Here is a 23,954-nt window from a genome sequence, read left to right on the forward strand (position 1 = left end):
GGTTTTCATTGCCGCATGCCATTCCGCTGGGAGCATTCGATGGCGGCAAGCTTGTCGGTGTCGCTTTCGTTTCGGGTTCCAGCCTCAGCCTTTGCGATGTGGCACCCGAAGCTCTCCATCGCGGTGTGGTCAAAAGCCTTCGCGAGGCCGCGAAAGTCAGTTGAGTTCAGTGCCGACAGTGCCAAGGCTTGCACTCAAACTATTGTCGGCTTCCGGCTCTCATTACTTCGTGCCTCGCGCGCGCTTTGACGCCGCTCCCGCAGGCTCGCTTTGCGGGCAACCCGGCTTCGTAGAGCCGATCTTCACCTGCTCGCAGTTCCAAGGGCATGCGGCGGCTGTGGTGTGCCAAAATTTTATGGGCCGGTCTGCTGTTTTATTTTTGCCGCACTGCTCAAACCGCAGTGTTATGCCAGTCGAAAATTAGAAATCCCGGCTCTAACGTGTTTTCATCTGGAACATTGGAGAGGTGAGAAACGGCTCGCATTTTGATACCGGCCATCGGCACATGAAGCAGGGCCGAATGACTGCCGGGGAGCATTCAATCCGAGACAGTGCTCAAACGAATTCGCAGGCGAAAAGATCTATAGTACCAGCGCGCCGTTGCCGCAGACTGATAGACACATGCATCAAAGTATCCAATCCAACTTCGACATGCTGCACTCCTACGAAGAACAGTTGTGGCGTTTAGGAGCTTTAGCCGAGCGGTACTTTGCAGAAGATCCCAACACCAGCTTGCTCAAGCTCAGGCAATTCTCAGAAATCTTGGCGCAATCGCTGGCCGCCCGAGCTGGGCTACTGACGAACTCCGCTGAAACCCAGTACGAACTCATACGGCGCTTGCAGAACGAGGGCGCATTGCCTAGAGAGGTGAAGCAGGTCTTCGACCAAATCCGCATCAACGGCAACGCTGCGAATCACGCCCTGGCCGGTAATCACGCAGGAGCGCTTTCCACACTCAAGCTTTGCTGGCAGCTTGCGCTGTGGTTTCATCGCACCTTCAAAGATGCCAACCACCGAGCTGGCCCCTTTGTTCCGCCCCAGCCCCCCAACAACAAAACCACAGAACTACAAGCCGAACTGGCCCGCCTCCAGCAGGCGGTTGCAAGTTACCAAGCTCAAAATGAACAGACGGGCGCAGAGCTTGCGCAGACCAGAACACAGCTATCTTCGTTGCATGAAGAGCGTGCCGTTTGGGAGCAGTTGGCCACAGAGGCCGATGCGGCGAAAGCCCGTTTGGCAGACCAACTTTCTGCCCTGCAAGCTGCCGCTGTCGCTGCACCGGTCATGCAATACGCTTCCTTAGTGCAGTCCGCCAATGCAGCCGCTACCAAAGTCCAGCTGGATGAGGCCGAAACCCGCCGCATCATCGATGCCCAGTTGCGGCAGGCCGGGTGGGAAGCTGACACTGACACCCTGCGCTACAGCAAAGGGGCACGCCCCCTGCGGGGCCGCAATATCGCCATCGCTGAATGGCCCTGCGATGGCTATTCGGCCGACTACGTACTTTTCCAGGGGCTCACGCCCATGGCCGTGGTAGAGGCCAAGCGCAAGAACATCGATGTGTCTGGCGCACTGCAGCAAGCCAAGCGCTACAGCCGCACATTCACGGCGGGCGCTGAGGTTCATCTCCACGAACGCAACTGGGGTGCGCAGTCCGAATACCGCATTCCCTTCATCTTCTCTGCCAACGGGCGGCCTTACCTGCGCCAGTTGTCTACCAAAAGCGGTATCTGGTTTTGCGATCTACGCCACCCTGAAAACCGCAGCCAGGCGCTCGATGGCTGGTACAGCCCCGAGGGACTCAAGCATTTGCTGGCGGCAGATGAGGTCAAAGCCCACCAGCAACTGGACAACACCAATTTCAACTTCGGCTTTCCGCTACGTCCATACCAGCAGCAAGCCATCCGCGAGACAGAAAAACGTATCAGCCAGGGCCAGCGCGACATCCTGCTGGCCATGGCCACCGGTACCGGCAAAACCAAAACCTGCATTGCGCTCATCTACCGCCTGCTCAAAGCGCAGCGCTTCAGGCGCATCTTGTTTTTGGTAGACAGGTCGGCCTTGGGCGAACAAGCAGCCAACGCCTTCAAAGACACTCGCATGGAGCGCCTGCAAACCTTTGCAGAAGCGTTCGGCATCAAAGAGCTGGATGCCCAAGCGCCAGACGCTGACACCAGCGTCCACATCGCCACCGTGCAGGGCATGATGCGGCGCGTGCTGTTCGCTGCCGATGGCGTGGCCCCACCCACGGTGGACCAGTACGACTGCGTGGTGATCGACGAATGCCATCGCGGCTACACGCTGGACCGCGAGTTGTCCGACACCGAACTCAGCTTTCGGGGCTTTGAAGACTACATCTCCAAATACCGCCGGGTGCTCGACTACTTTGATGCCGTCAAGATCGGACTGACCGCCACCCCCGCCCTGCACACCACCGAAATCTTCGGTGCCCCTGTGTTCACCTATAGCTACCGCGAGGCCGTGGTGGATGGCTTCTTGGTGGACTACGAACCGCCCATTCAGATCTACACCGAGCTTTCCAAAGGCGGCATGCACTGGAAGGCAGGCGAAGAGGTCAAGGTCTACGACGCGCAGCGCAATCAGATCGAGCTTTTCAAGGCCCCCGATGCCATCGACCTCAACGTCGAAGACTTCAACCGCAAGGTCATCACCCGTCCTTTCAATGAGGTGGTGTGCAACTATCTGGCGCAAGAGATCGACCCCACGGGCAAGCGCAAAACGCTCATCTTCTGCGTCAACACCGACCACGCCGACTTGGTGGTGGATGTGCTCAAGGCCGCTTTTGAAGCGCAGTACGGCAGCGTAGAGGACGACGCCGTCATCAAAATCACCGGCAATGCCGACAAGCCGCTGGAGCTGATTCGCCGCTTCAAAAACGAGCGCCTGCCCAACGTGGCAGTCACGGTGGACCTGCTCACCACCGGGGTGGACGTGCCCGAGATCTGCAACCTCGTCTTCCTGCGCCAGGTCAACAGCCGCATCTTGTTCGACCAGATGCTGGGCCGCGCCACCCGCATGTGCGACTTTGACGGCGACCCCAAAGACAGCTTCCGCGTGTTTGACGCCGTGCGTATTTTTGAAGCCATCGGCAACATGACAGCCATGCGCCCCGTGGTGGTCAACCCCAGCATCAGCTTTGCGCAGCTGGAGCAAGAAATGGTGGCCGTGCAAGACCCCGCTGCCCGCGAGCTGGTGCGCGATCAGTTCCTGGCCAAGCTGCAGGTCAAAAAGCGCCACCTCGACGCAAAGGCCAAGCAAGACTTTGAAATCAAGGCAGGCATGACGCCCGAGGCTTTCATTCAAAAGCTGCGCACCCTGTCGGTGGATGAAATCGCCAACTGGTTCATTCAAAACCCCCAGCTGGGCGAAATACTCGACCGCAAGCGCGAAGGACGTGGCGAGCCTGTTTTTGTCTCCGACCACCCCGATGCCCTCGCAGGCATCGAGCGCGGCTACGGCACGGCCCGCAAGCCCGAAGACTATTTGAAAGAGTTCAAAGACTTCATTACCAGCCAAGGCAACCAGCTGCCCGCGCTCGTCACCGTACTCACCCGCCCACGCGACCTCACGCGCAAGCAGCTCAAGGAGCTGGTGCTGGTGCTGGACCAGGCTGGCTTTACCGAAACCCGCCTGGCCACCGCCTGGCGCGAGCTGAGCAACCAGGACATTGCCGCCCGCATCATTGGCTACATTCGTCAGGCCGCCATGGGCGACGCCCTGTTGCCCTATGCCGAGCGCGTAGACCACGCCTTGCAAGACCTGCTGGCCAAGCCACTTGCCGGCAAACCCTGGACCCAGCCCCAGCGCGACTGGCTCAAACGCATTGCCGCGCAAACCAAAGCCAATATGTTGGTAGACCGCGAAGCGCTGGACGACCCCGACCTTATATTCAAACGCGACGGCGGCGGCTTTGCCCGCCTGGACAAACTCTTCAACGGCCGGCTCCAGCCCGTGCTGGAAGCCTTCAACGACGCACTGTGGGCGGACGACCAAAAGTCCGCCTGACCGCTTTTCCCCGCATCCCCCTACATGACTGCAATCAACCCTGTGACGTCGGACATCGTCACCAAGCTCTGGAACCTGTGCAACCTGCTGCGCGACGACGGAGTGACCTACCACCAGTACGTGAGCGAGCTCACCTACCTGCTGTTCTTGCGCATGATGCAAGAGACTGGCCAGGAAGACGGCCTGGTCATCTACAAGTCGCCCAAGAAAGGCGAGCCCGCTGAAAGAATGGAAGGCACCCGCTGGGCCGACCTGATGGCGGCATCCGCCCCCGACCGGCTGGACATGTACAAAGAACTGCTGCTGGACTACGGCCTGCATGGCCGGGGCAGCGTGCAGCAGATTTATGCCAACGCCAGCACCTTCATCACCAAGCCCGCCACCTTGTCCAAGCTGGTGGTAGAGATCGACAAGCTCGACTGGTACAGCGTGCAGCGCGACGACCTGGGCGACCTGTACGAAGGCCTGCTGGAGCGCAACGCCAGCGAAAAGAAAAGCGGCGCAGGCCAGTACTTCACCCCCCGCGATTTGATCGACAGCATCGTGGCCGTGATGCAGCCCACGCTAGGCGACGTGATCCAGGACCCCGCCTCGGGCACCGGCGGCTTCTTGATTGCCGCCAACAACTACCTGCGCGACAAGTACCCGGTGGATGACCGCACTGAAGCCCAGCAGCGCAAATACCGCCACAGCACCTTTTACGGCATGGAGCTGGTGCAAGACACCCACCGCCTGGCCCTCATGAACATGCTGCTGCACGGCATTGAAGGCGGCATACAGTTTGGCGACACCCTGGGCGAAGAAGGCACCCACCTGCCCCAGGCCACGCTCTCCTTAAGCAACCCGCCCTTTGGCACCAAAAAAGGCGGCGGCCTGCCTACCCGCACCGACTTCACCTATCCCACCACCAACAAGCAGTTCTGCTTTTTGCAGCACATCTACCGCAACCTAGCCCCCGGTGGCCGCGCTGCGGTGGTGCTGCCTGACAACGTGCTGTTTGAAAGCAACGTGGGCGCAGACATACGCCGCGACTTGATGGACAAGTGCAACCTGCACACCATCTTGCGCCTGCCCACCGGCATCTTCTACGCCCAGGGCGTCAAAACCAACGTGCTGTTCTTCACCCGCGGCACCACCGACAAAGGCAACACCAAAGAGGTCTGGGTGTACGACATGCGCGCCAACATGCCCCAGTTTGGCAAGCGCACCCCCTTCACCCGCGAGTATTTCCGCACCAGGCCCGATGCCCCGGCCAGCACGCCCCGCGACAAATTTGAAGACGTGTTTGGCAACGACCCCTGCGGCGGCCCCGCAGCCTTGGCGCAGCGCGTGGACATGGGCGAGACAGGCCGCTGGCGCTGTTTTTCACGCGAGCAAATCAAGGCCCGTGGCGACAACCTGGACATCAGCTGGCTCAAAGACGACAGCGCCGAAACCGCAGACGCCCAGCGTGACGAACCCGCCCTGGTGGCCCGCCTGGTGATGCGCGAGCTGAACGGTGCCATGGCCGACCTGCGCAGCCTGCTGGAAGAGCTGGGCGAAGACCCCGACGCCGCGCTGGAAGACCAGTTGGCCGACGACACCGTGGCAGACGAGACTACGGCCGACGAGGCCCAGCCATGAGCCAACTGGTTTCCGCCGCGGCAGAAGGTGGCCTGCCCACCAGCCTGCACGCCGAGCTGCGCACCCTCATCGCCAGCAGCCGCCAGCGCCTGGCCGGCGCGGTCAATGCCGAACTCACCCGCCTGTACTGGGCCGTGGGCCAACGCTTGGCCACCGAAGTGCTGGGCGGCGAACGCGCCCAGTACGGTAGCCAGTTGCTGGAGCAACTGGGCCAACAGCTCTCGCAAGAGTTTGGCCGGGGTTTTGAAGCCCGCAACCTGCGCCGCATGGTCAAGTTTGCGCAGGCTTTCCCCAGTGCAGAGATTGTGTCGACACTGTCGACACAATTGAGCTGGAGCCACATGGCCGCCATCGTTGCGCTCAAAAACCCGCAAGCCCGCCAGTTCTACGCCCAGCACGCCGCGCAAGACCGCTGGAGCGTGCGCGAGCTGACCCACCAGATCGAGCGCAAGGCGTTTGAACGCACCGAGCTGGCTGCACTGCAAGCCCCACCCCCCGTTCAGGTTGAGCCTGTCGAAGCCCCTAGCCTTCCCGCCCTCGTCTTCAAAGACCCGTATTTCCTCGACTTTCTGGGCCTGCGCCAAGGCCACGACGAGGCCGACCTGGAAGCCGCCATCCTGCGCCAGCTCGAAGCCTTCATCCTGGAGCTGGGCCGGGGCTTTGCGTTTGTGGAGCGGCAAAAGCGCATGGTCATCGACGGGGAAGACTTCTACCTCGACCTGCTTTTCTACCACCGCCGCCTGCGCCGCCTCGTGGCCATCGAGCTGAAGCTGGGCCGCTTCAAGGCCGCGCACAAAGGCCAGATGGAGCTGTATTTGAAATGGCTGGACCAGCACGAACGCCAGAGCGGGGAGGAAGCCCCCATCGGCCTCATCCTGTGCGCCGAATCCAGCCGCGAACAGGTGGAGCTGCTGCAAATGCACAAAGACGGCATCACCGTGGCCGAATACTGGACCGAGCTGCCGCCCAAGGCCGAACTGGAACAGCACCTGCACCAAGCCCTGCTGGAAGCGCGCGAGCGGCTGGCGCGGCGCGGCGTGTTGTTGGAAGGGGGCGAGGATGAGTGATTTACCTGAAGGTTGGGTATTGACCCCGTTGGGAGTAGTCGCGACTGTTCGAAGTGGAATTGGATTCCCTTTGCATTTTCAGGGGAGCGTCGTTGGCGATTTGGGTTTCTACAAAGTGGGCGACATTTCTAGAGCTGTCGCTTCTTCTAGGGGACAACTACGGGAGCCTCAGCATCGCGTTTCGTTTGAAGTTGCGGCCAAACTAAAAGGCACGCCAATTCCCAAAGGGGCCACGGTCTTTGCCAAGATTGGCGAGGCAATTCATCTCAACAGACGTGCCTTGGTTGTTGAGGACTGCTTGGTTGACAACAACGTGATGGCGGTGAAGGCTGAGTCTGCAATTACAGACAAATTGCTGTTTCGCTTTATGCAAGCGCAAGATTTATCTGAATTGGCGCGATCGACCACTGTCCCGTCCATAAGAAAGGGAGATGTTGAGAGTTTGATGATCCCCCTTGCACCACTTTCGGAGCAAACCCGCATCGCCACCCAACTCGACACCCTGCTCGCCCGCATCCAATCCTGCAACGACCGCTTCGACGCCATCCCCGCCTGGCTCAAGCGGTTTCGGCAGGCGGTGTTGGATCAAGCCACTTCGGGCGCTCTGACTGAAGAGTGGAGAGTCAACGCAAAGCGTAATTCTGCTGCGTGGAAAAACGTGCAGTTGCACGAAGTCATTGCAGAGATGCGGAACGGTCTTGCGCAAAAACCAACCGAGCAGCCGCCCGGGTCAAAGATTCTCAGAATTGGTGCGGTACGCGCCGGGCATCTAGACCTAAATGATCACCGTTACCTTGTGGTCACACAAAAAGAGGCTTTGCAGTACGAACTGCGCAAAGACGACCTGCTTTTTACTCGCTACAACGGTAGTCTTGAATTCGTTGGCGTTTGCGCAGCCTTGAAACAAGATGCACCAAATTATGTGTATCCAGATAAGCTAATCCGAGTAAGAGCACGATCTGAACTGGTACTTCCTAAATTCATAGAGATTGTTTTTGGTAGCAGGCCGATTCGGCGCCAGGTCGAAAGTTTTGTGAAATCAAGTGCGGGTCAGCGCGGCGTTTCCGGAGCGGATCTCAAAAATGTGCGGTTTCAACTGGCCTCGCTTGAGGAACAAGCCGAGATCGTCCGCCGCGTAGAAGCCCTCTTTGCCTTGGCCGACCGCATCGAAGCCCGCGTCAATGCAGCCCGAACCCAAGCCCAACGCCTGAGCCCCTTGGTGCTAGCCAAAGCCTTTCGCGGCGAACTGGTGCAACAAGACCCGCAAGACGAGCCCGCCAATGTGTTGCTGCAGCGCCTTGCCGCGACCCAACCCGCCAAAGCGAAGGCATCGCGTGGGCGGCCACGCACCAAAACGCAAGAGCTGTTTGCCACGCCCGAAGGGGTTCAACCCGATACGGCTGGCTTGCCCGATGGTGTGTGGGCAGCGCCTGACGTAGTGGATGAGCACGCGGTAACGGCCATGCTGGTGGCAGTGCTCCAGGCCTGGGGCGGCCCCATGCCGCAGATGCAGGCCCGCCTTGCCGCCGTGCTGTGCCTGCAACCCCGCCAGATGACAGCGGCGCTGCCTGCAGAGCAAGCCGTGCAATGGCAACGGCTGGTGGGCCCAGTGGCCGACCCGCTGCCTACGCAGGTGACGCGCTTGCAGCCCGCTATCGATGGCACATGGCGCAAAGCCGTGCTGGGCATGCGGGCGCGTGGTGACTTGGTGGAAGAAGGCTCAGGGTCGCAGGCCACCTGGGCTTTGGGGCCTGACGCGGGCCAAATTGAAACGGCAGGTTGGCCACAGGGCCGTGCGGGCTGGGTGGTGGCGTACTTACGGGCGCAGGGTGCCGAGGCCATCTTGCCTTTGCTGGAACCATTGACGGTGGAGTTTGTGCATGCAAGAGCAGCCTGAACTGTTTGAACGCCCCGCCTTGTGGGTCACCCCGCCAGCGGGGGCCAAGCAGCCTGCGCTGTGGGTGCGGCGGCTCACGATCTGGAAAGAGCCGCACCTGCCGGTACGGACAGTGGAGCTTCGGCCAGGGCTGAACTTTGTGTGGTCGCCGGACCCGGCGGACTTTGGTGGCCGCAACGATGCGGGCGCACTAGGGCACGGTGCGGGCAAGACGCTGTTTTGCCGCCTGCTGCGTTATTGCCTGGGCGAAGACCAATTTGCGCCTGAGGACCAGCGGCTGAGCATCAGCGCCGAGTTTTTGAACGGTTGGGTTTCGGCAGAGGTGGTGCTGAACGGCACCCCTTGGGGCGTGTTGCGACCCCTGGGCGTGGGGCGCGGGCATTTTGCGGTGGCGAATGTTTTGCCGGAGCAACTGTTTGACCGGCAGAACGAGCCGACCGGTATGGCACCGCTGCTGAACGCTATTGAGACCCAAGTCCTCACGCCGCAAGTGGCCGCCTTGATGCCGGTGGATCATCCGCACGATGCCTGGCGGGTGGCCTTGGCGTGGCTGACGCGTGACCAAGAATGCCGGTTCGACCATGTGCTGGATTGGCGTGCGGCGGAATCGGCGTCGGAATCGCCCACCCGGTCCATGTCGCGCAGCCGCTTGCAAGAGGCTTTGCGCGGCTTGATTGCCGCCATTTCTCCCGAAGAAATTGAGTTGCAGCAGGCGATTGCCTCCAAAGCCGAAGCCCACAAGGCCAAGACCTTGGAGGCGGGGCGCAGGCAGTGGGCTTGTGAGCGGCTGCGCCTGGAGATCATTCGCAATCTGGACTTGGTACCTACCGATGTGCCCGAGGGACGGTTGTGCATTGGCGTGCTTCGCCAGGCCGCCAGCCAGAAGCTAGCGCAGGCATCCAAGGTGAGCCCGGGGGTGGATGTCTCCAACCTGGGCGAATTGCGACAACGTTGGCGTGACAGCGAGCAGCGCGTGAGTGAGCTAGAGAAACAGTTGGCCGTGCAGGAAGCCAGCTTGCCCATTCGCGAAGAACTGCTCAGGCAATACCAGTCCGAGCTGCCCGCCAGCTCGGCCAGGGTACGGGGGGCGGAAGTCCCTGCCTGCCAAATCTGTGAAGTGCCCATTGACCGCGTGTTGGCCCAAGGGTGCAAGCTCTCGCACAAGCTGCCCGACTTTGACGGCCTGCGGGCGCGTCACGACGCATTGGTGGCGCAGATCGATGAGGCGAAGAAAGCCATCGGAGATGTCCGTGTCGAGATCACGTTGCTCAAGCAGCAGCTACCACCGGCACGCTCCGCACGGGACTCCCTGCGGCAAGCACTGAACAAAGCTGAAAAGCTCAACGAAGGCCGTTCCACCAGTTGGTTCAAGGTGACCCGAAGCCTGGACGACATCAAGCGTCTGGCCCGCGATTGGGACGACTGGGACCAAGCCCTCTCTGCCGCTGCAAAGCTGGTGACGCAGATGGAGGACAAGCGTGATCGCATGGTTGCGTTCCGTGAGCAGCAGGGTCTGGTTTTTGATCGACTGTCGAACTACTTCGATGCAGTGATTCGCACGGTGGTTGGGCCCATGGCGTCAGGGCGCGTTTCGCTGGACGGCAATGGCGTGAAGCTAGCGGTTCAACTGGGGGGAGAGCGGTCTACCGCTGCCATTGAATCGCTCAAGGTGATTGCTTTCGACATTGCCGTGATGTGCATGAGCATGGAGGGCACTACCCACCTGCCCGCATTCCTCGTGCATGACAGCCCCCGTGAGGCTGATTTGGGGCTCAGCGTGTACCACCGCCTTTTCAGCACGGTTGCGACGCTGGAAGCCCAAGAAAACTCCGTTTTTCAGTACATCGTCACGACCACGACGCAGCCACCGGCGCAGTTCCAGAAGCAGCCCTGGCTGCGCCTTGAGCTGCGTGGCTCGCCATCCACCGAACGCTTGTTGCGTTGTGATCTGCCATGAGCGACATCAAACTCTTCCGCCTCACCAGCGGCACCGCCACCGAGCTGCAAGGCAGCGCCTCCGATCTGGAAAAGCCCCTGCAAACGCTGATCGAGGCCAACCTGCAGCCCTTGCTCAACATCCGCTTCATCGCCACCGAGCATTCCACAGGCAAGACGCACGGCGGGCGCATCGATTCGCTGGGCTTGGATGAAAACAATTGCCCCGTGATCCTGGAATACAAGCGGTCGGTGGGTGAGAACGTCATCAACCAGGGCCTGTTCTATCTGGACTGGCTGCTGGACCACAAGGCCGAGTTCAAGCTGCTGGTGCTGGACAAGTTGGGCGCTGCTGCCGCAGATGCCATTGACTGGAGCGCGCCCCGTGTGGTGTGCATTGCGGCGGACTTCACCAAGTACGACGGGCACGCGGTGCAGCAGATTGGTCGCAACATCGAGCTGATTCGCTATCGGCAGTTTGGTGAAGACTTGCTGTTGTTGGAGTCCGCCAGTGCAGGCAGTGATGTGGGCAACAAGATCACCTCTGCCAAACTGCTGAAAGCCGTCGCCAGCAAGCCGGGCGCCGCCGCCAAAGTGGCGCCTGCCGCAGTAGGAGTCCTCGCTTCCAAAGGCACTGGGCCAGACAAGTCCTTTGCAGACCTGTTGGCGAACTTACCGGAAGCCGTGCAACTACTGCTGGCCTCTCTAGAGGATTTCACCCTGTCATTGGGTGACGACGTGCAGCGTAAGGAACTGCGCTTGTATCTCGCGTTCAAACGCCTGAAGAACTTTGCCACTGTGGTGTTGCATCGCAAGAACTGCCTGCAACTGTTTCTGCACGTGGACCCAGCCACGGCCCTACCCGTGCTGCCGAATGCGCGAGACGTGACGAATATCGGGCATTGGGGCACGGGCAATCTCGAAGTCACGCTGACAACACAGGCCGATCTGGACGCGGTCAAGCCGTTCATCATGGCGGCGTATGAGGGCCGCAGCGATGTGCGCAGGGAAAACGCGCCGCTTGGACAGAAGGGCTGCTGATGATCAACTCCTCGCGAGTTTGACAAAAGCTGCAACGCCAAGCTGTCCCCAACGCGGGTAACGAAACCGAGCAACACGGCGCTAAACCCGCGCTGCATCGCGGGCACTGAAAATAGGGCGACAAGATGCGGCGACGAAGCCGTTTGGCCTTTGTTAGCCGCCCTAAACCACCAACCGCGAATGCCCCACGCCCCCGCCCTTCACCACCCGAATCTGCGCCGGTATCCGCTCCTTCAAGGCCTCCACATGGCTGATGATCCCGATCATCTTGCCGCTGGCGTTGAGTGAATCCAGCGCCGTGAGCGCCACCTCCAAGGTGTCGCCGTCCAGCGATCCGAAACCTTCGTCGAGGAACAGCGAGTCGATGGAGGTCTTGTGGCTCACCAGGTCCGACAGCGCCAGCGCGAGCGCCAGGCTGACCAGGAAGCCTTCGCCGCCCGACAGGGTGCGCGTGTCGCGGGGCACGTCGCCCTGCCAGGCGTCCACGATTTCCAGTTCCAGCTCGCCCGTCGGTTTGCGGCGCAGCAGGTAGCGGCCGTGCAGGCGGTTCAGGTGCTGGTTCGCCAGTTGCAGCAGATGGTCGAGCGTGAGGCCCTGGGCGAACTTGCGGAACTTGTCGCCCTTGGCGGAGCCGATCAGGCTGTCCAGCCGCTGCCACAGGTCCGTCTCCGCCGTCTGGCTGGCGATCTGCGCGAACAGGGCCTGCTGGTTGCTGCGCAGCTGGGCGTCCTGGACCAGCAGGGCGCGGTGGGCGCCGATCTGTTCGCTGAAGGCGTTCGCTGTGCTCTCAGCTCGGCCAGGCGGGCCGTCAATTCTTTGGCTGAATGCGGCGTGAGTGCCTGGGCTTGCAACTGCGCTTGCCCGAGACCACCTGCATGGGCCCTGCCGCATCGTCGCGCCAGGCGCCGGTGCGGATGCGCAGCCGGCCGCTGTAGCCGGTGGGGAACAGCGCGGCATGCCAGCCGAAGAGGCGTTCCGCGGTCAGCGGCTCGGCAAAGCGCTGGGTGGCGTCCAGCACCATGTCCACCACGCCGTCCACATGCCGGTCGGACGGGGCCAGCGCGCCGATGTCCACCCCCAGGCGGCGCGCGATGGACGAGCGCACGGCGTCCAGATCGAGGGATTCGCCTTCGATGGCGCTGGTGGTGACGACTTCCTGGGTCAGGGCGCGCAACGTGGCCTGGTCGCGTTGCGCCAGTCCCACCCCGGCCATGCGCCCGGCCAGATGGCCCTGGGCGCGGTGCACCTCCGCCAGAGGCGCTGCCAGCGCCAAGGCGTCGAAGCGCCACTGCGGCCAGTCGGGGCGCTGCCAGACGTAGGTGCGGCGGCGAGGAGCGTTGTCGGACCACATGCGGTGATTATCTGGTTTATTCGCCGCAGATTGTGCGGCGAATAAGGTGGCGGCACGCCATGCCCGGCGCGATGGGCATCGGCGCCCTGCCAATGATGACGACCGGGCACGGCGGTAGGGCGGACGACGCCGCAGAGAGCGTCCGGGGCGGTGCGGTTCGCCAAGGGCCGGCATCAGAAGCAGAAGCAAAAGCAAAAGCAAGGTTCAGCGAAACCGCGCGTCCGAACTTCCTTTTTCTCACCCTCGTTTCGCGAACTGGCCGCCACGGTGGCGGCATGCCTCGAATCATTGGCAGGCTTTCTCTTGAACTCAGGAGCGCTTATGGCGACGGCACGCATTTCCCCTTCGGCTGCAGCACCCCTGCCCGTCCGCCCGGAGACCCGGGCACCGGCTGCGCCGGCCCCGCGGCACGAGGCGCCTCCGTCTCGAAATCCTGCATTGCCCGGTTCGCTGGGGGGGCTGGCGCGACGGCAGTCGCCCGTCCACGGCGGCACTGCGTCGCCGCCTGCCCCGCGGGTCGCCCTGGACCGGCTTTCGCGCGCAGCGCAAGCCGTGCAGCCGTCGAAGGCCACCGGGCCTTCGGTGGGCCGTGCCGATCTATTCAGTCGCCTGAAAGCCAAATTGGGCCGGCATGAAGGCAGCGCTCCTCCCGACGAAAACCTTTTCGAGACCAGTCTCCAAAGCGGACTCGTGCAATCGATAGGCCTCAAGACAGTGTTCGGGGACGATCGGATAGGAGTGGATGGGGTGTGCGCCGGACTCTCCGCCATATGGCTGAATGTCCACTGTGCAGTTCCCGATGGCAACGTCGATACGAGGATGAGAGCGGTGGGGTCGCTCGAGGGAATTCAGCACGCCCTCGTTTTCCAAAGATCGTATATGACGAACCATGAATATTTGACGCGTGGCTCCGGCCCGGATACGTCGCTGCAATCGAAGGCGCGGGAAGACGTCGATGGACTCTACGGAATCGAGAGGGACAGTCGGCCGATCAAAATCACGGGTTCTACGGCAAAAATAGCCGCCATGATGGCGGACGTCGATGGCTACGCGAGCCTTATGTTCCAACGCACGGATAAGGCCTGGAAGACCAGCGGCCATGAAATGAGCATGTACCGGACCCCCGAAGACGGGATGATCACGTTTTTCGATCCCAACTACGGGGAGTTTCGATTCAAACCCGAGGACACTGCCCAGTTCCTGAGAACGTTGCGGGAAAAGTACCGCCTGAAAAGCGATGTCTCCTTCGACTGGGTATTGACCAAGGTCCGGCCGAACCATACCGACGCGAGTACGCCGCTGGACGTTCTGGTGGACTACGTCAAGGCCAACCAGGAGAGCCCGGCCCGCTCCTAGTGCAGCGGTCCGATACGGCCGGTGGCCCGGCTGCCCGCGCACATGCGCGACGCCAGAACGCCATGGCGGCCGCTACGATCCGTGTCCCGGCCCATAGCCCGGCCCGGCCGGCAGGGCCTTTCAGGAGACACATCGCCATGTTCAGCCACGTCATCGTCGGCGTCACCGACCTCGAACGTTCCAAGCGCTTCTACGACGCCCTGCTCGGCACCCTGGGCGTGCCGCCAGGCGTCGCCAACAAGGGCACCCGTTATTTCTACCGCAGCCCCACGGGCCTGTTCGGCATCACGTTGCCGATCAACGGCGAGCCGGCCACGCACGGCAACGGCAGCACCATCGGTTTCGCGGTGCAGTCGCCGGAGCAGGCCGACGCCTTCCATGCGGCCGGCGTGGCGAACGGCGGCACGACCTGCGAAGACCCGCCCGGCTACCGCGAAGGCCCGGCCGGCCCGCTGTACCTCGCCTACCTGCGCGACCCGGACGGCAACAAGCTCTGCGCCATGTTCCGGCCGCCCAAGGCCTGATCGCCCGGCTCCTGGCCCTGCTCCTGCGGCCGCAGCCGTGCGCCGTGGGGCTTCACGGCAGATCCGCCAGGAAGCGCGCGACGCGCTGCGCAAGATCCTGCGGCCGCTCGCGGTGCGGGACGTGCGCCGCGCCGGGGAGGATCTCCACGCGCGCCGGGCCGGCCGCCCAGCGGGCGATGCGCGCGGGCTGTTCGGTGGAGCCGTATTCGTCCTGATCGCCGTGCAGGGCGAGCACCGGGCACTGCACGCGTGCCAGCACGCCGGCCTGCGACCACTGGGCGAAATCAGGATGCAGCCAGGTGTCGACCCAGGCGCCGAGCACCCACCGTGCACGGGCCTCGTCGCCGCCGTGGTAGCGGGCGAGCCGCCGCAGGGCTTCGGGGCTGCGGTCGAACTGGTCGCGCGCCGCGCGGATGCCTTCCAGGGTGCGCTCTTCCACGCAGGCCTGGGCCGCCACCGTGACGAGGGCTTCGCAGCCGCCACCGCTGCCGGAGCCCGTGGGCGTCGCCCTGCCCGTGCCGCCATCCGCCGCGCAGTGCGCCGCCATGGCGCCGCCCACGCTGTGGCCCAGCGCGGCGAAGCGGTCGAACCCGAACTGCGCGCGCAGTGCCGGCAGGCTGGTGAGCGCCTCTTCGCCGATGAAGTCCGGCGGCATGGGCGCGGTGCGGGCATCGGAGCGGCCGAAGCCCAGGCGGTCGTAGGCGATCACGTCGCGGCCGGTGGCGGCGCACAGCGCCGCGGGGAAGTCCCGCCACAGTTCCACGCAGCCGAGCGAATCGTGGAAGAGCACGACCGGGAGCGGGGCCGTGCCGGAAGGCGAAGCCCCGGGGGCGGCCGGGCCGGGAGTCCAGCGGCGCGTGAACAGGCGGCCGTGGGGCGTGCCGGCCCAGGCGTCATGCGTCGTGGGCGGGTCGTGCGACAGGGCGGTGGGGGCCAGGAGGGCAGGGGCGGGCGTGCCAGGCGATGGAGCGCTCATGCCGCGGGATTGTGCGGCCTTGGGGCTCGCCGGCGCGTCGCCCATGTGCCGGGGCGCTGGCCGGTGCCGATACGGGATACTCCCCGCTCCCGCAGACCCGCCTCCCTGGGTTCTTTTTCCATCTCTCTGCCCGCAAGGACCCCGCCATTGAAATCCGCCAGCCCCTCCCTCTTCGACGAGGCCTACTACCAGCGCTTCTACTTCGACAAGAAGACCAGCGTGGTGGACCCGAAGCACATGGAGCGGCTGGGCACCTTCGTCTGCAGCTACCTGAAGTACCTGCGGGTGCCGGTGGAGCGCGTGGTGGACGTGGGTTGCGGCATCGGGCTGTGGAAGGACATCGTGGCGCGGCATTTCCCGGGGGCACGCTACCAGGGCGTCGAGTTCAGCGCGTACCTGTGCGAGCGCTACGGGTGGCAGCAGGGCTCGGTGGTGGACTATGCGGCCGACGACGGGCCGTTCGATTTCGTCGTCTGCCAAGGCGTGCTGCCGTACCTGAGCCCCCCGGACCTGAAGGCCGCGCTGGGCAACCTGGGGCGGCTGTGCCGCGGCGCGCTGTATCTCGAGGCCGTGTCGCGCGAGGACTACGAGCGCGACATCGTCGACGAGGACCTGACCGATCCCGCGCTGTTCCGCCACCGGGCCGAGGTGTACCGGCGCGGGCTGTCGCGCCACTTCCGCGAACTGGGCGGCGGGCTCTGGCTGAGCCGGGCGGCCGAGGTGCCGCTGTTCGAGCTGGAGTGCGCGGGCGGGTAGCCGGGCGGTGGCCGGGGCATGCAGCCCGGCCCGGCGGTGCACGCACACCGAGCTGGCCGTTTTCTACAGCCCCCGCTCCACCATGTCGAGCAGCCGCTGCGCAAGTACCTCGCGCAGCGCTTCGGGGGCGTCGCGCAAGGGGCCATCGATAGCGAGGAAGGCCATGCCGTGCACGGTGGACCAGGCAAGGTACTCCGCGCCGGGCCGGCGTTCGGCGGGCAGGGCGCCGGCAGCCACGAGCTCGTCAAGGGCCACGCCCAGGTGCTCGAAAGGGTTGAGCCCGCTGGCACCGCCCTTGGCGGGATCGGGGTCGCGATCCACCGTGAAGGGCTGTCCGAACGCCATGCGGAACAGCCCGGTTTCCGACTGCGCGAAGCGCAGGTAACCCCGGCCGACGGCCCGCACCTTGCCATGCGCTCGCTGGGCGATAGGCGCATCCGCAGGCACCTTGGCGAGTTCCTCTTCCATGAACACGGCCATGGCGGCCACAGCGGCAGAGCGCACGGCATCCAGCAGGTGCTGGCGGCTCGCGAAGTGGCGGTAGGCCGCATTGGGCGCCACGCCTGCGCGCCGGGTGGCCTCGCGCAGCACGACGGCGTCCGGTCCGCCCTGGCGCGCCAGTTCCAGCCCGGCATCCAGCAGGGCGCGGCGCAGATCGCCGTGGCGGTAGGTAGCGCGCGGGGTGGTGGCCGGTGGCAGGGCGGAAGCGGACATGGCGTTTGCAATGTGGACAGTGTCCATTGTCTCAGCTATATTTTGTGGACGATGTTCACATTTGGATGAACCCCCAGCCTAGGAGCCTCCATGAAAGCCCAACCGTACCTGTTCTTCAACGGCCGTTGCGAGGAGGCGCTGGCCTTCTACCGGGAAGCGCTGGGCGCCGAGGTCACGGCGCTGATGCGCTTTCAGGACAATCCCGATCCACCCCAGGAAGGCACCTGCGGCGGCGCGCCGGGCGCGCCCGCTCCCTCGCCCGACAAGGTGATGCATGCCGAGTTCCGCATCGGCGAAACCCACTTGATGGCCTCGGACGGCATGTGCGGCGGGCAGCCCCGCTTCGAGGGCATCTCGCTGGCGCTCACGCCGGCCGATGCGGCCGATGCCCGGCGCGTCTTTGCCGCCCTGGCCGAGGGAGGGCAAGTGCAGGTGCCGCTGGGGCCGGCATTCTTCTCGCCGGCTTTCGGCGTGGTGGCCGACCGCTTCGGCGTGCCCTGGATGGTGGTGGCGCCGCAGGCCTGATTGCACCGGCACGGGTTTGCCGAAAGGGCCGCCCCTCCTGCAGCACTCCGGAGTGCGTGGGCAACCAAGTGTTACTTCCTGCGCCCGCGTATCCATGGACGGGCCATGGAAAATTCACGCCATGCCGACCTTTCCTCACCAGCCCGTTCCCGCGCGAGCGTCCCGCCGTGCCTTCTGCCGCACCTTGGGGATCCTGTCCGGTGCCTTGGGGCTGGGCGCCACGCTCGTCGCGCCGCCCGCGCAGGCCCAGCCGGCCTACACCATCACCACGCCCCAGATCCAGGACGCGCTGGCCGAGAAGCTGCCGCGCCGCTACCGGCTCGGCGGGTTGCTGAACCTGGAGGTGCAGGTGCCCGCGCTGCGGTTGCTGCCCGCGCAGAACCGCATCAACGCCGTGCTGCCGGTCGTGGCGTCGGGACTGGCGGTGTCGGATGGCGCGCGCGATGCGGCGGGCTCGCTCGACGTGGATTTCGGGCTGCGCTACGAGCCGTCGGACCGCACGCTGCGCGCGCAGCAGATCCACGTCAATGCGCTGCGCATCGACGGGCTGCGGTCTTCCGCGGCGGAAATGCTCAACGGCTACGCGCAGCAGCTGGCCACGCAATCGCTCGGCGAAGTGGTGTTGCACACGCTGCGCCCGCAGGACCTGGCCCTGGCCGACGGGCTGGGCATGCAGCCGGGCCCGATCACGGTGACGGAGCGCGGGCTGCGGGTGGAGTTCGTGCGCAAGCCGGTGCCTTGAGGAGTCCCTGCGGAGGAGGCCGGTGCGGTCCGTGCGCACGGCATGCGAGCACCTTCGCGCCGCCGCGCACGGTTTCGGGCGAAAAACTCTGCAAAGCGCGGCCGGTCGCATGCTGGGAGCATCTTCACTGCGAACGCTGGCAAGGGGCCGTGAGCCGCCGCTGCCATGCGTCGCGCTTCGGAGCGCAACCATGTTCTCGACCACACGCTTTCTCTCCCAGAGCGCCAGGAAACTGCAGAGCGGCTTCAGCCAGCTGACGGGATTGGCGAAATCCCACGGCGCCCCCCGCCCCTCCGTGCCTGCCAGGCAAGCCGCGCCCGAGGGGCTGGGCGCGCGGCAGGCAAGGCAGGAGGCACCGATGGCGCCGCGCAACCCTTCCCGGCCCGAGGCGGCCAGGCATTCGCCGGCCCCGGGACCCAGCGCGCCACCGGCCCGTCCCGCCCCTGGCCGGCCCGCTGCGCAGTCCTTCACCGGGTGGCAGGGCCCCGTCATGGCGCAGCACATCCCGCATGCGCCGTCCCGGCCGCCAGCGCCTTCGTCGTCCGCCGGCCGGAGGGCCGCACCGGAGCCCGTGGGGCTGCAGCAGATCCACGCCATGGTGCAGCCGGCGGCCCATGCCGTGCACCGCACGGGACGCTTCGCCCCCGCCACATCCGCGGAAGCCCTCCCAGGCGCGCAGGCAGCCACGTCCACCGCTGCGGCTGCGCGGGCGGCTTCCCTGTCCGCGTCGTCGGTGGCGTCCCAGCGCACGCACGCGCAGCAGATCGCGGAAGCAACGGCCCACCTGACGGCGCAGCTCACGGCGTCGAGCCGGATGCACCGCAGGCTGATCGACGTGCGCGACGATGCGCAGACGGACGACGATTACGACAGGGCCGACAGCGCGATCCGCGCGCTCAAGCAGCAGCGCGAGCCCCTCATCCTGATGAACAACCTCCTGAGCGGCGCGGACCGCAACGGGTCCGGCCAGATGCGCAGGCTGCAGGACTTCGCTCCGGTGCCCGTTCCGATCGATCCGGGGGCGCTGCGCCATCCAGGCCATTTGCGCACGCATGCGGACGCTCTCCAGCGCAACGCCGCCGCCCTGCGCAGTGCGCACGCGCAGTTCGGTCCGGTCCGGGAGCTGGCCGGGCGCGCCGAGATGCTGCGGGCGGCACTGGCGCAGCACGATCTGCCCCCTGCCGCGCGCCAGGAACTGCAGGCCGTGCTGCGCGGCTTCGACCACTATGTGGCGCTCGACGCGGTGGTGCGCGGCAGCGACCGGGCCATCCGGCGCATGGGCGGCGCCGGGCTCCTGGACGGCACGCCGAGCACGGCCGCCGAACGCCGGGAGGCCGAGGCAGCGGCCCGCCGGGCCCATCAGGCCGCGCTGGACAACGGCTACTGAGGCGCCCGTGCCCTGGCGGTGCGGGCCCGGCATCGTCCTACGCGGCCGTACCGCCGCATGGCCTACAACCGGGGCAAGAGCCCGGCCACAAGGGCCGGGTGCCGCTTTCGCAGGACATCCTTCCATGCCCCTTTCCGACGATTCCGGTCGCGCAGAGCGCGACGTTGCACAGCCCTCCGACGCCGCCGAGGCCGCAGGAGACCCCTCCGCCTCCACCCGGGTCGCCGGCCACATCCCGGAGCATCCGGTGGTGGTCATCACCGGCGCGTCGAGCGGCATCGGCCACGCCACGGCGCTCGCGTTCGCGCGGCGCGGCGCATGCCTGGTGCTGGCCTCGCGCAATCCCGACACCCTCGCACCCGTGGCGCTGGCCTGCCGAAAGGCCGGGGGCCACGCGATCGGCGTGCCCACGGACGTGACCGATGCCGCCGCCGTGAAGCGGCTGGCGGAGAAGGCCCTGCGGCATTTCGGACGCATCGACGTCTGGGTGAACGGCGTGGGGGTGGGCGCGATCGGCCGCTTCGACGAAGTGCCCGTGGAGGCGCACCGCCGGGTGCTGGAAGCGAACCTGCTGGGCCATCTGCACGGCGCGCACGCGGTGCTGCCGCATTTCCGCGAGCGCGGTGCCGGCCGGCTCATCAACCTCATTTCCTTCGGGGGCTGGGTGGCCGCGCCGTATGCCGCGGCGTACACCGCCAGCAAGTTCGGCCTGCGGGGCCTCTCGGAGAGCCTGCGCGCCGAGGTGTCCGATCTGCCGCACGTGCATGTCTGCGACGTGGCCCCCACTTTCGTCGATTCGCCGGGCCTCTCGCACGGCGCCAACTACACCGGCCGGCGCATCCGCCCGCCGCTGCCGATGGTCGATCCGAACCGCGTGGCGAATGCCGTGGTGGGCCTGTCGCGCGCACTGCGTCCGCGCACGGTGACGTGGCTGGGGCTGGGAGCCCTGCCCGGCCGGGTGGTGCACGCGGTGGCGCCGGACACCCTGGGGCGCTGGATGCGCTGCCTCTCCGACTGGGGGCTGTCGCGCGCGCAGCCGGTGCAGGAGAGCGAGGGCAACCTGTTCGAGCCGTCGCTCGGCACGGCCGTGGCGGGCGGGCACCGCAAGCGGCGCGCCGGCCAGATCGGCCTGGTGGCGGCGCTCGGCGTCGTGGGCATCGCCTACGGCTGGTGGGCCGGCCGCCGGCCGCGCTGACGGGGCAGGGCGGCAGCGCCCTGGCGGCGACCGCGCGCCGGGGCTGCCGGCCCGGGCGCGCAGGGCGCGAGGCCGCGTGGGGCATCCTCCTACAGCCCGCGGCGCGGGGCGTGCCTACGATGGGCCCAGCCGCTTCCACGCGACCCCGCCTCGCCGCCGCCGCCTGCCGGCTCCCCTCTGCAATGCGCCACGCTGCCGTGGCACCACCAGCACAGGACACACGCCATGACGTCTCCCATTCCTTCCGTCGGTGTCCGCGCGGCCGCCGCCGCGCCCACCGCCGTTCCCTTCACGTTCTATGCGGCCAACGGCCGTGTGTATGCGAGCAACGTGAAGGACAAGCTCATCGACCTGGGGCGCCTGGACCGCGAAGGCAAAGGCTACGCCTACCAGCTCGACGCCGATGACAAGATCGCCTCGCGCGGCTTCGAGACGCCGGAGCACGCGCTGGCGGACATCGTGGGCGCGATCACCTTCCTGTTCCTCGACGGCCAGTTCACCGCGCTCGCGGATGTGGGCGGCGAGCGTCCCGACCTCGCCGATGCACCGCAGATCCACGTGACGCTGGATGCGCTGGGCAAGGGCGAGCCGGCCATCGCGGCCGACATCTAGCCCCGAGGGGCCCCTTTCGGAGCGGCCGCCGGTTCGGCGCCCGGAGTCCTGGGCCTGGCACCGATGACGTGCCGGAAGGGGCGGGCGCCCTGCATTGCGCGCGCCGCCGGGCCCCGGATTTTTTCTTTTTCCCATCCCTTCTTTTTCCACACCCTGTCCGCGGCCGGCATCCGGCGCTCCCCTGGGGGCGCGTGCCATAGGGCCGCGGCGCCGAGACAAGGAGCCGCATGCCCACCACCGATCCCTCCACTCCCTCCCTGCTGGCCTGGTTCCACGACGAAACGGTCTGGGGCCTGTCGCTGTCGAGCATCACCCTGGCGCTGGCCGCCACGCTGGGCGTCTACCTGGGCATCACGCTGCTGCTGGGCCTGGCGCAGCGCCGCAGCCGGCGCATCGCGGAGGCCCGCGCCGCCTCGGGCAGGCACGGCGCCGGCCGGGTGGCGGCAGTCGTCTCCGAGGTGCTGGGCGGCACCAGCCATCTGCTGATTCTGCTGGCGGCGCTGCTGGTCGGGGTGGGCATGCTCGATCTGGCGCCGCGCTGGCAGGCGCGCGTGGGGCAGCTGTGGTTCATCGCGCTCGCGCTGCAGGTGGCGCTGTGGGGCACGCGCGCGATCGGCATCGCCATCCGCCGCTACGAGGAGCGGCACCTGGGCACGCCGTCGCTGCAGGTGAGCGCCTCGGGCACGCTGATGTCCTGGGGCCTGCGCACGCTGCTGTGGGCCACCATCGTGCTGGCGATGCTCGCCAACCTGGGTGTGAACATCACGGCCTTCGTGGCGAGCCTGGGGGTGGGCGGCATCGCCATCGCCCTGGCCGTGCAGAACGTGCTCGGCGACCTGTTCGCCTCGCTCGCCATCGCCGTGGACAAGCCGTTCGAGGTGGGCGATTTCATCGTGGTGGGCAGCGTGGCGGGCACGGTGCAGCAGATCGGCGTGAAGACCACGCGCATCCGCAGCCTGGGCGGCGAGCAGATCGTGATGTCCAACACCGACCTGCTCAAGCAGACGATCAACAACTACCGCTACCTGCAGGAGCGCCGCATCGTCTTCAACTTCACGCTGAGCTACGCCACGACCGCGCCGCAGGCCGAGGCGGTGTCGCAGGCGGTGCGCCGCATCATCGAATCGCACGACAAGGTGCGCTTCGACCGCGCGCACCTCAAGGGCTTCGGTGTGAACGCGCTCGAGTACGAAGTGGTCTACATCGTGCTCGACCCGGGCTATAACGCCTACATGGATGTGCAGCAGTCCATCAACCTCGCGATCATGCGCGAGCTGGAGTCGGTGGGCGTGCAGTTCGGCGTGCCCGTGCGCACGGTGCACATGGTTCCACCCACGCGCGGCGAAGGCCCGGCGGCCGGCGCGATTTCCCAGGAGGCATTCCCATGATCGAGACCCCCCGCATCGAACGGCTGGCATCGCGGCCCGTGGCGCTGCTGCCCGTGGCCTGCACGCGCGAGGAGATCCGGCAGGCCATGGGGCGCAGCGTGCGCGCGCTGATGGATGCCCTGGCCGCGCAGGGCACCTCCCCGGATGGCCCGCTGTTCACGCACCACCTGCGCCGCCCCACGGACACCTTCGAATTCCACCTCGGCGTGCCGGTCGGCGCGCCCGTCGGGCCGGGGCCGGACGGCGGCATGCGGCCGGGCGAGTGGCCTGCCATGCAGGTGGCCCGCACCGAGTACCGCGGCCGCTACGAAGACCTGCCGCGGGCGTGGGAGGCCTTCCGGCAGTGGATCGATGCGCAGGCACTGCAGCCCACGCAGGACGTGTGGGAGTGCTACCTCACCGGGCCGGAGACGGGCGGCGACCCCAGCGCCTGGCGCACGGAGCTGATCCAGCCGCTGCGGCCGGCATGACGGCTCGCCCGGCCGCCGGCTGAGCGCTCACTGCACGCGCCGCCACGGGCGCGAAAACCGTCTCTCATGCGGTGCGTGCAGGTCGTGTCGGGGCGCATTGTTCGTTTTCCGGCGTTGCAACGCATGGGGGGCGGGCAGGCACGCAGGCCGCTTCGGGCTGCGCACGGTGCCTTCGCGTGCGCGCGGATTTCTGCGGCAGGGACATCGACAGTGTTTGCCTTCCGCGGCGCAGCCTGCGGCGCGCCTGTATGCCCTGCCCCTGTCTTCCTGGAGTGCCCACCCATGGATTTCCCCGCGTGCACCCGTGCGCCTTCGACCGCCCCGTCTTCCCCCTGTACCTCACCAGAGGAGCCACGTTCTCCGGTTGAC

At 65.8% G+C, this 23,954-nt stretch carries 19 protein-coding genes and 2 pseudogenes; 16 read left to right on the forward strand and 5 right to left on the reverse strand.

The window, feature by feature from the left end; all coding sequences use genetic code 11:
• Window positions 1-5: 5 nt before the first annotated feature.
• Window positions 6-194: a hypothetical protein gene (locus Q9R47_RS03690; protein ID WP_311231843.1), complete on the reverse strand. Its 189-nt coding sequence runs from the start codon at window positions 192-194 to the stop codon at window positions 6-8.
• A gap of 427 nt (window positions 195-621) precedes the next feature.
• On the opposite strand from Q9R47_RS03690, the gene hsdR reads away from it, so the two are divergent.
• The 6 genes from hsdR to Q9R47_RS03720 are packed head-to-tail and all read left to right on the forward strand — an operon-like array spanning window position 622 to window position 11,589.
• Entirely contained in the window at window positions 622-4,026 is a 3,405-nt protein-coding gene (hsdR, locus tag Q9R47_RS03695; protein ID WP_311231844.1) for a type I restriction-modification system endonuclease, read from the forward strand.
• A 24-nt stretch (window positions 4,027-4,050) separates the two neighbouring features.
• Window positions 4,051-5,649 (forward strand): N-6 DNA methylase, encoded by a 1,599-nt coding sequence (locus Q9R47_RS03700; RefSeq protein WP_311231845.1) that lies wholly within the window; start codon window positions 4,051-4,053, stop codon window positions 5,647-5,649.
• Entirely contained in the window at window positions 5,646-6,716 is a 1,071-nt protein-coding gene (locus Q9R47_RS03705; RefSeq protein ID WP_311231846.1) for a PDDEXK nuclease domain-containing protein, read from the forward strand. Before Q9R47_RS03700 ends, Q9R47_RS03705 begins: the two co-directional genes overlap by 4 nt.
• Window positions 6,709-8,613 (forward strand): restriction endonuclease subunit S, encoded by a 1,905-nt coding sequence (locus tag Q9R47_RS03710; protein ID WP_311231847.1) that lies wholly within the window; start codon window positions 6,709-6,711, stop codon window positions 8,611-8,613. The genes Q9R47_RS03705 and Q9R47_RS03710 overlap by 8 nt, the downstream gene beginning before the upstream one ends.
• A complete protein-coding gene (locus Q9R47_RS03715; protein WP_311231848.1) occupies window positions 8,597-10,570 on the forward strand; it encodes a chromosome segregation protein SMC in 1,974 nt (657 codons plus the stop codon). Before Q9R47_RS03710 ends, Q9R47_RS03715 begins: the two co-directional genes overlap by 17 nt.
• A complete protein-coding gene (locus Q9R47_RS03720) occupies window positions 10,567-11,589 on the forward strand; it encodes a DUF5655 domain-containing protein (RefSeq protein ID WP_311231849.1) in 1,023 nt (340 codons plus the stop codon). Before Q9R47_RS03715 ends, Q9R47_RS03720 begins: the two co-directional genes overlap by 4 nt.
• 162 nt (window positions 11,590-11,751) lie before the next feature.
• Here Q9R47_RS03720 and Q9R47_RS03725 read toward each other — a convergent pair.
• Both Q9R47_RS03725 and Q9R47_RS03730 read right to left on the reverse strand, forming a co-directional pair.
• A pseudogene (locus Q9R47_RS03725) lies at window positions 11,752-12,446 on the reverse strand (SbcC/MukB-like Walker B domain-containing protein); the annotation flags it as partial.
• 2 nt (window positions 12,447-12,448) lie between these two features.
• Window positions 12,449-12,940 (reverse strand): annotated as a pseudogene (locus Q9R47_RS03730) (DUF4172 domain-containing protein); the annotation flags it as partial.
• Between the two features lie 438 nt (window positions 12,941-13,378).
• On the opposite strand from Q9R47_RS03730, the gene Q9R47_RS03735 reads away from it, so the two are divergent.
• Both Q9R47_RS03735 and Q9R47_RS03740 read left to right on the forward strand, forming a co-directional pair.
• Window positions 13,379-14,296 carry a YopT-type cysteine protease domain-containing protein gene (locus Q9R47_RS03735; RefSeq protein ID WP_311231850.1) on the forward strand — a complete coding sequence of 306 codons (918 nt, stop codon included), beginning with the start codon at window positions 13,379-13,381 and terminating at the stop codon, window positions 14,294-14,296.
• A gap of 137 nt (window positions 14,297-14,433) precedes the next feature.
• The gene (locus tag Q9R47_RS03740) at window positions 14,434-14,820 is read left to right on the forward strand and encodes a VOC family protein (RefSeq protein WP_311231851.1); all 387 of its coding nucleotides are present in this window, start codon (window positions 14,434-14,436) and stop codon (window positions 14,818-14,820) included.
• A gap of 52 nt (window positions 14,821-14,872) precedes the next feature.
• Here Q9R47_RS03740 and Q9R47_RS03745 read toward each other — a convergent pair whose 3' ends face one another.
• Window positions 14,873-15,796 (reverse strand): alpha/beta hydrolase, encoded by a 924-nt coding sequence (locus Q9R47_RS03745; protein ID WP_311231852.1) that lies wholly within the window; start codon window positions 15,794-15,796, stop codon window positions 14,873-14,875.
• 147 nt (window positions 15,797-15,943) lie between these two features.
• On the opposite strand from Q9R47_RS03745, the gene Q9R47_RS03750 reads away from it, so the two are divergent.
• Window positions 15,944-16,552 (forward strand): class I SAM-dependent methyltransferase, encoded by a 609-nt coding sequence (locus tag Q9R47_RS03750; RefSeq protein WP_311231853.1) that lies wholly within the window; start codon window positions 15,944-15,946, stop codon window positions 16,550-16,552.
• Between the two features lie 63 nt (window positions 16,553-16,615).
• Here Q9R47_RS03750 and Q9R47_RS03755 read toward each other — a convergent pair whose 3' ends face one another.
• Window positions 16,616-17,266 (reverse strand): TetR/AcrR family transcriptional regulator, encoded by a 651-nt coding sequence (locus Q9R47_RS03755; protein ID WP_311231854.1) that lies wholly within the window; start codon window positions 17,264-17,266, stop codon window positions 16,616-16,618.
• A 90-nt stretch (window positions 17,267-17,356) separates the two neighbouring features.
• On the opposite strand from Q9R47_RS03755, the gene Q9R47_RS03760 reads away from it, so the two are divergent.
• The 7 genes from Q9R47_RS03760 (at window position 17,357) to Q9R47_RS03790 (ending at window position 23,585) form a co-directional block, all read left to right on the forward strand.
• Entirely contained in the window at window positions 17,357-17,791 is a 435-nt protein-coding gene (locus tag Q9R47_RS03760) for a VOC family protein (protein WP_311231855.1), read from the forward strand.
• A 121-nt stretch (window positions 17,792-17,912) separates the two neighbouring features.
• Window positions 17,913-18,533, forward strand: coding sequence for a DUF1439 domain-containing protein (locus Q9R47_RS03765; protein WP_311231856.1), 621 nt, complete (start codon window positions 17,913-17,915; stop codon window positions 18,531-18,533).
• Between the two features lie 190 nt (window positions 18,534-18,723).
• Window positions 18,724-19,920 carry a hypothetical protein gene (locus tag Q9R47_RS03770; protein WP_311231857.1) on the forward strand — a complete coding sequence of 399 codons (1,197 nt, stop codon included), beginning with the start codon at window positions 18,724-18,726 and terminating at the stop codon, window positions 19,918-19,920.
• A gap of 124 nt (window positions 19,921-20,044) precedes the next feature.
• Window positions 20,045-21,115 (forward strand): SDR family oxidoreductase, encoded by a 1,071-nt coding sequence (locus Q9R47_RS03775; RefSeq protein ID WP_311231858.1) that lies wholly within the window; start codon window positions 20,045-20,047, stop codon window positions 21,113-21,115.
• 225 nt (window positions 21,116-21,340) lie between these two features.
• Complete coding sequence (locus tag Q9R47_RS03780; RefSeq protein WP_311231859.1) at window positions 21,341-21,727, forward strand: hypothetical protein; 387 nt, start codon at window positions 21,341-21,343, stop codon at window positions 21,725-21,727.
• 227 nt (window positions 21,728-21,954) lie between these two features.
• A complete protein-coding gene (locus Q9R47_RS03785) occupies window positions 21,955-23,115 on the forward strand; it encodes a mechanosensitive ion channel family protein (protein WP_311231860.1) in 1,161 nt (386 codons plus the stop codon).
• Window positions 23,112-23,585 (forward strand): GyrI-like domain-containing protein, encoded by a 474-nt coding sequence (locus tag Q9R47_RS03790; protein WP_311231861.1) that lies wholly within the window; start codon window positions 23,112-23,114, stop codon window positions 23,583-23,585. Before Q9R47_RS03785 ends, Q9R47_RS03790 begins: the two co-directional genes overlap by 4 nt.
• Window positions 23,586-23,954 lie beyond the last annotated feature (369 nt).

The organism is Acidovorax sp. PRC11 (assembly GCF_031844105.1).
Taxonomy (GTDB): Bacteria; Pseudomonadota; Gammaproteobacteria; order Burkholderiales; family Burkholderiaceae_C; genus Paracidovorax.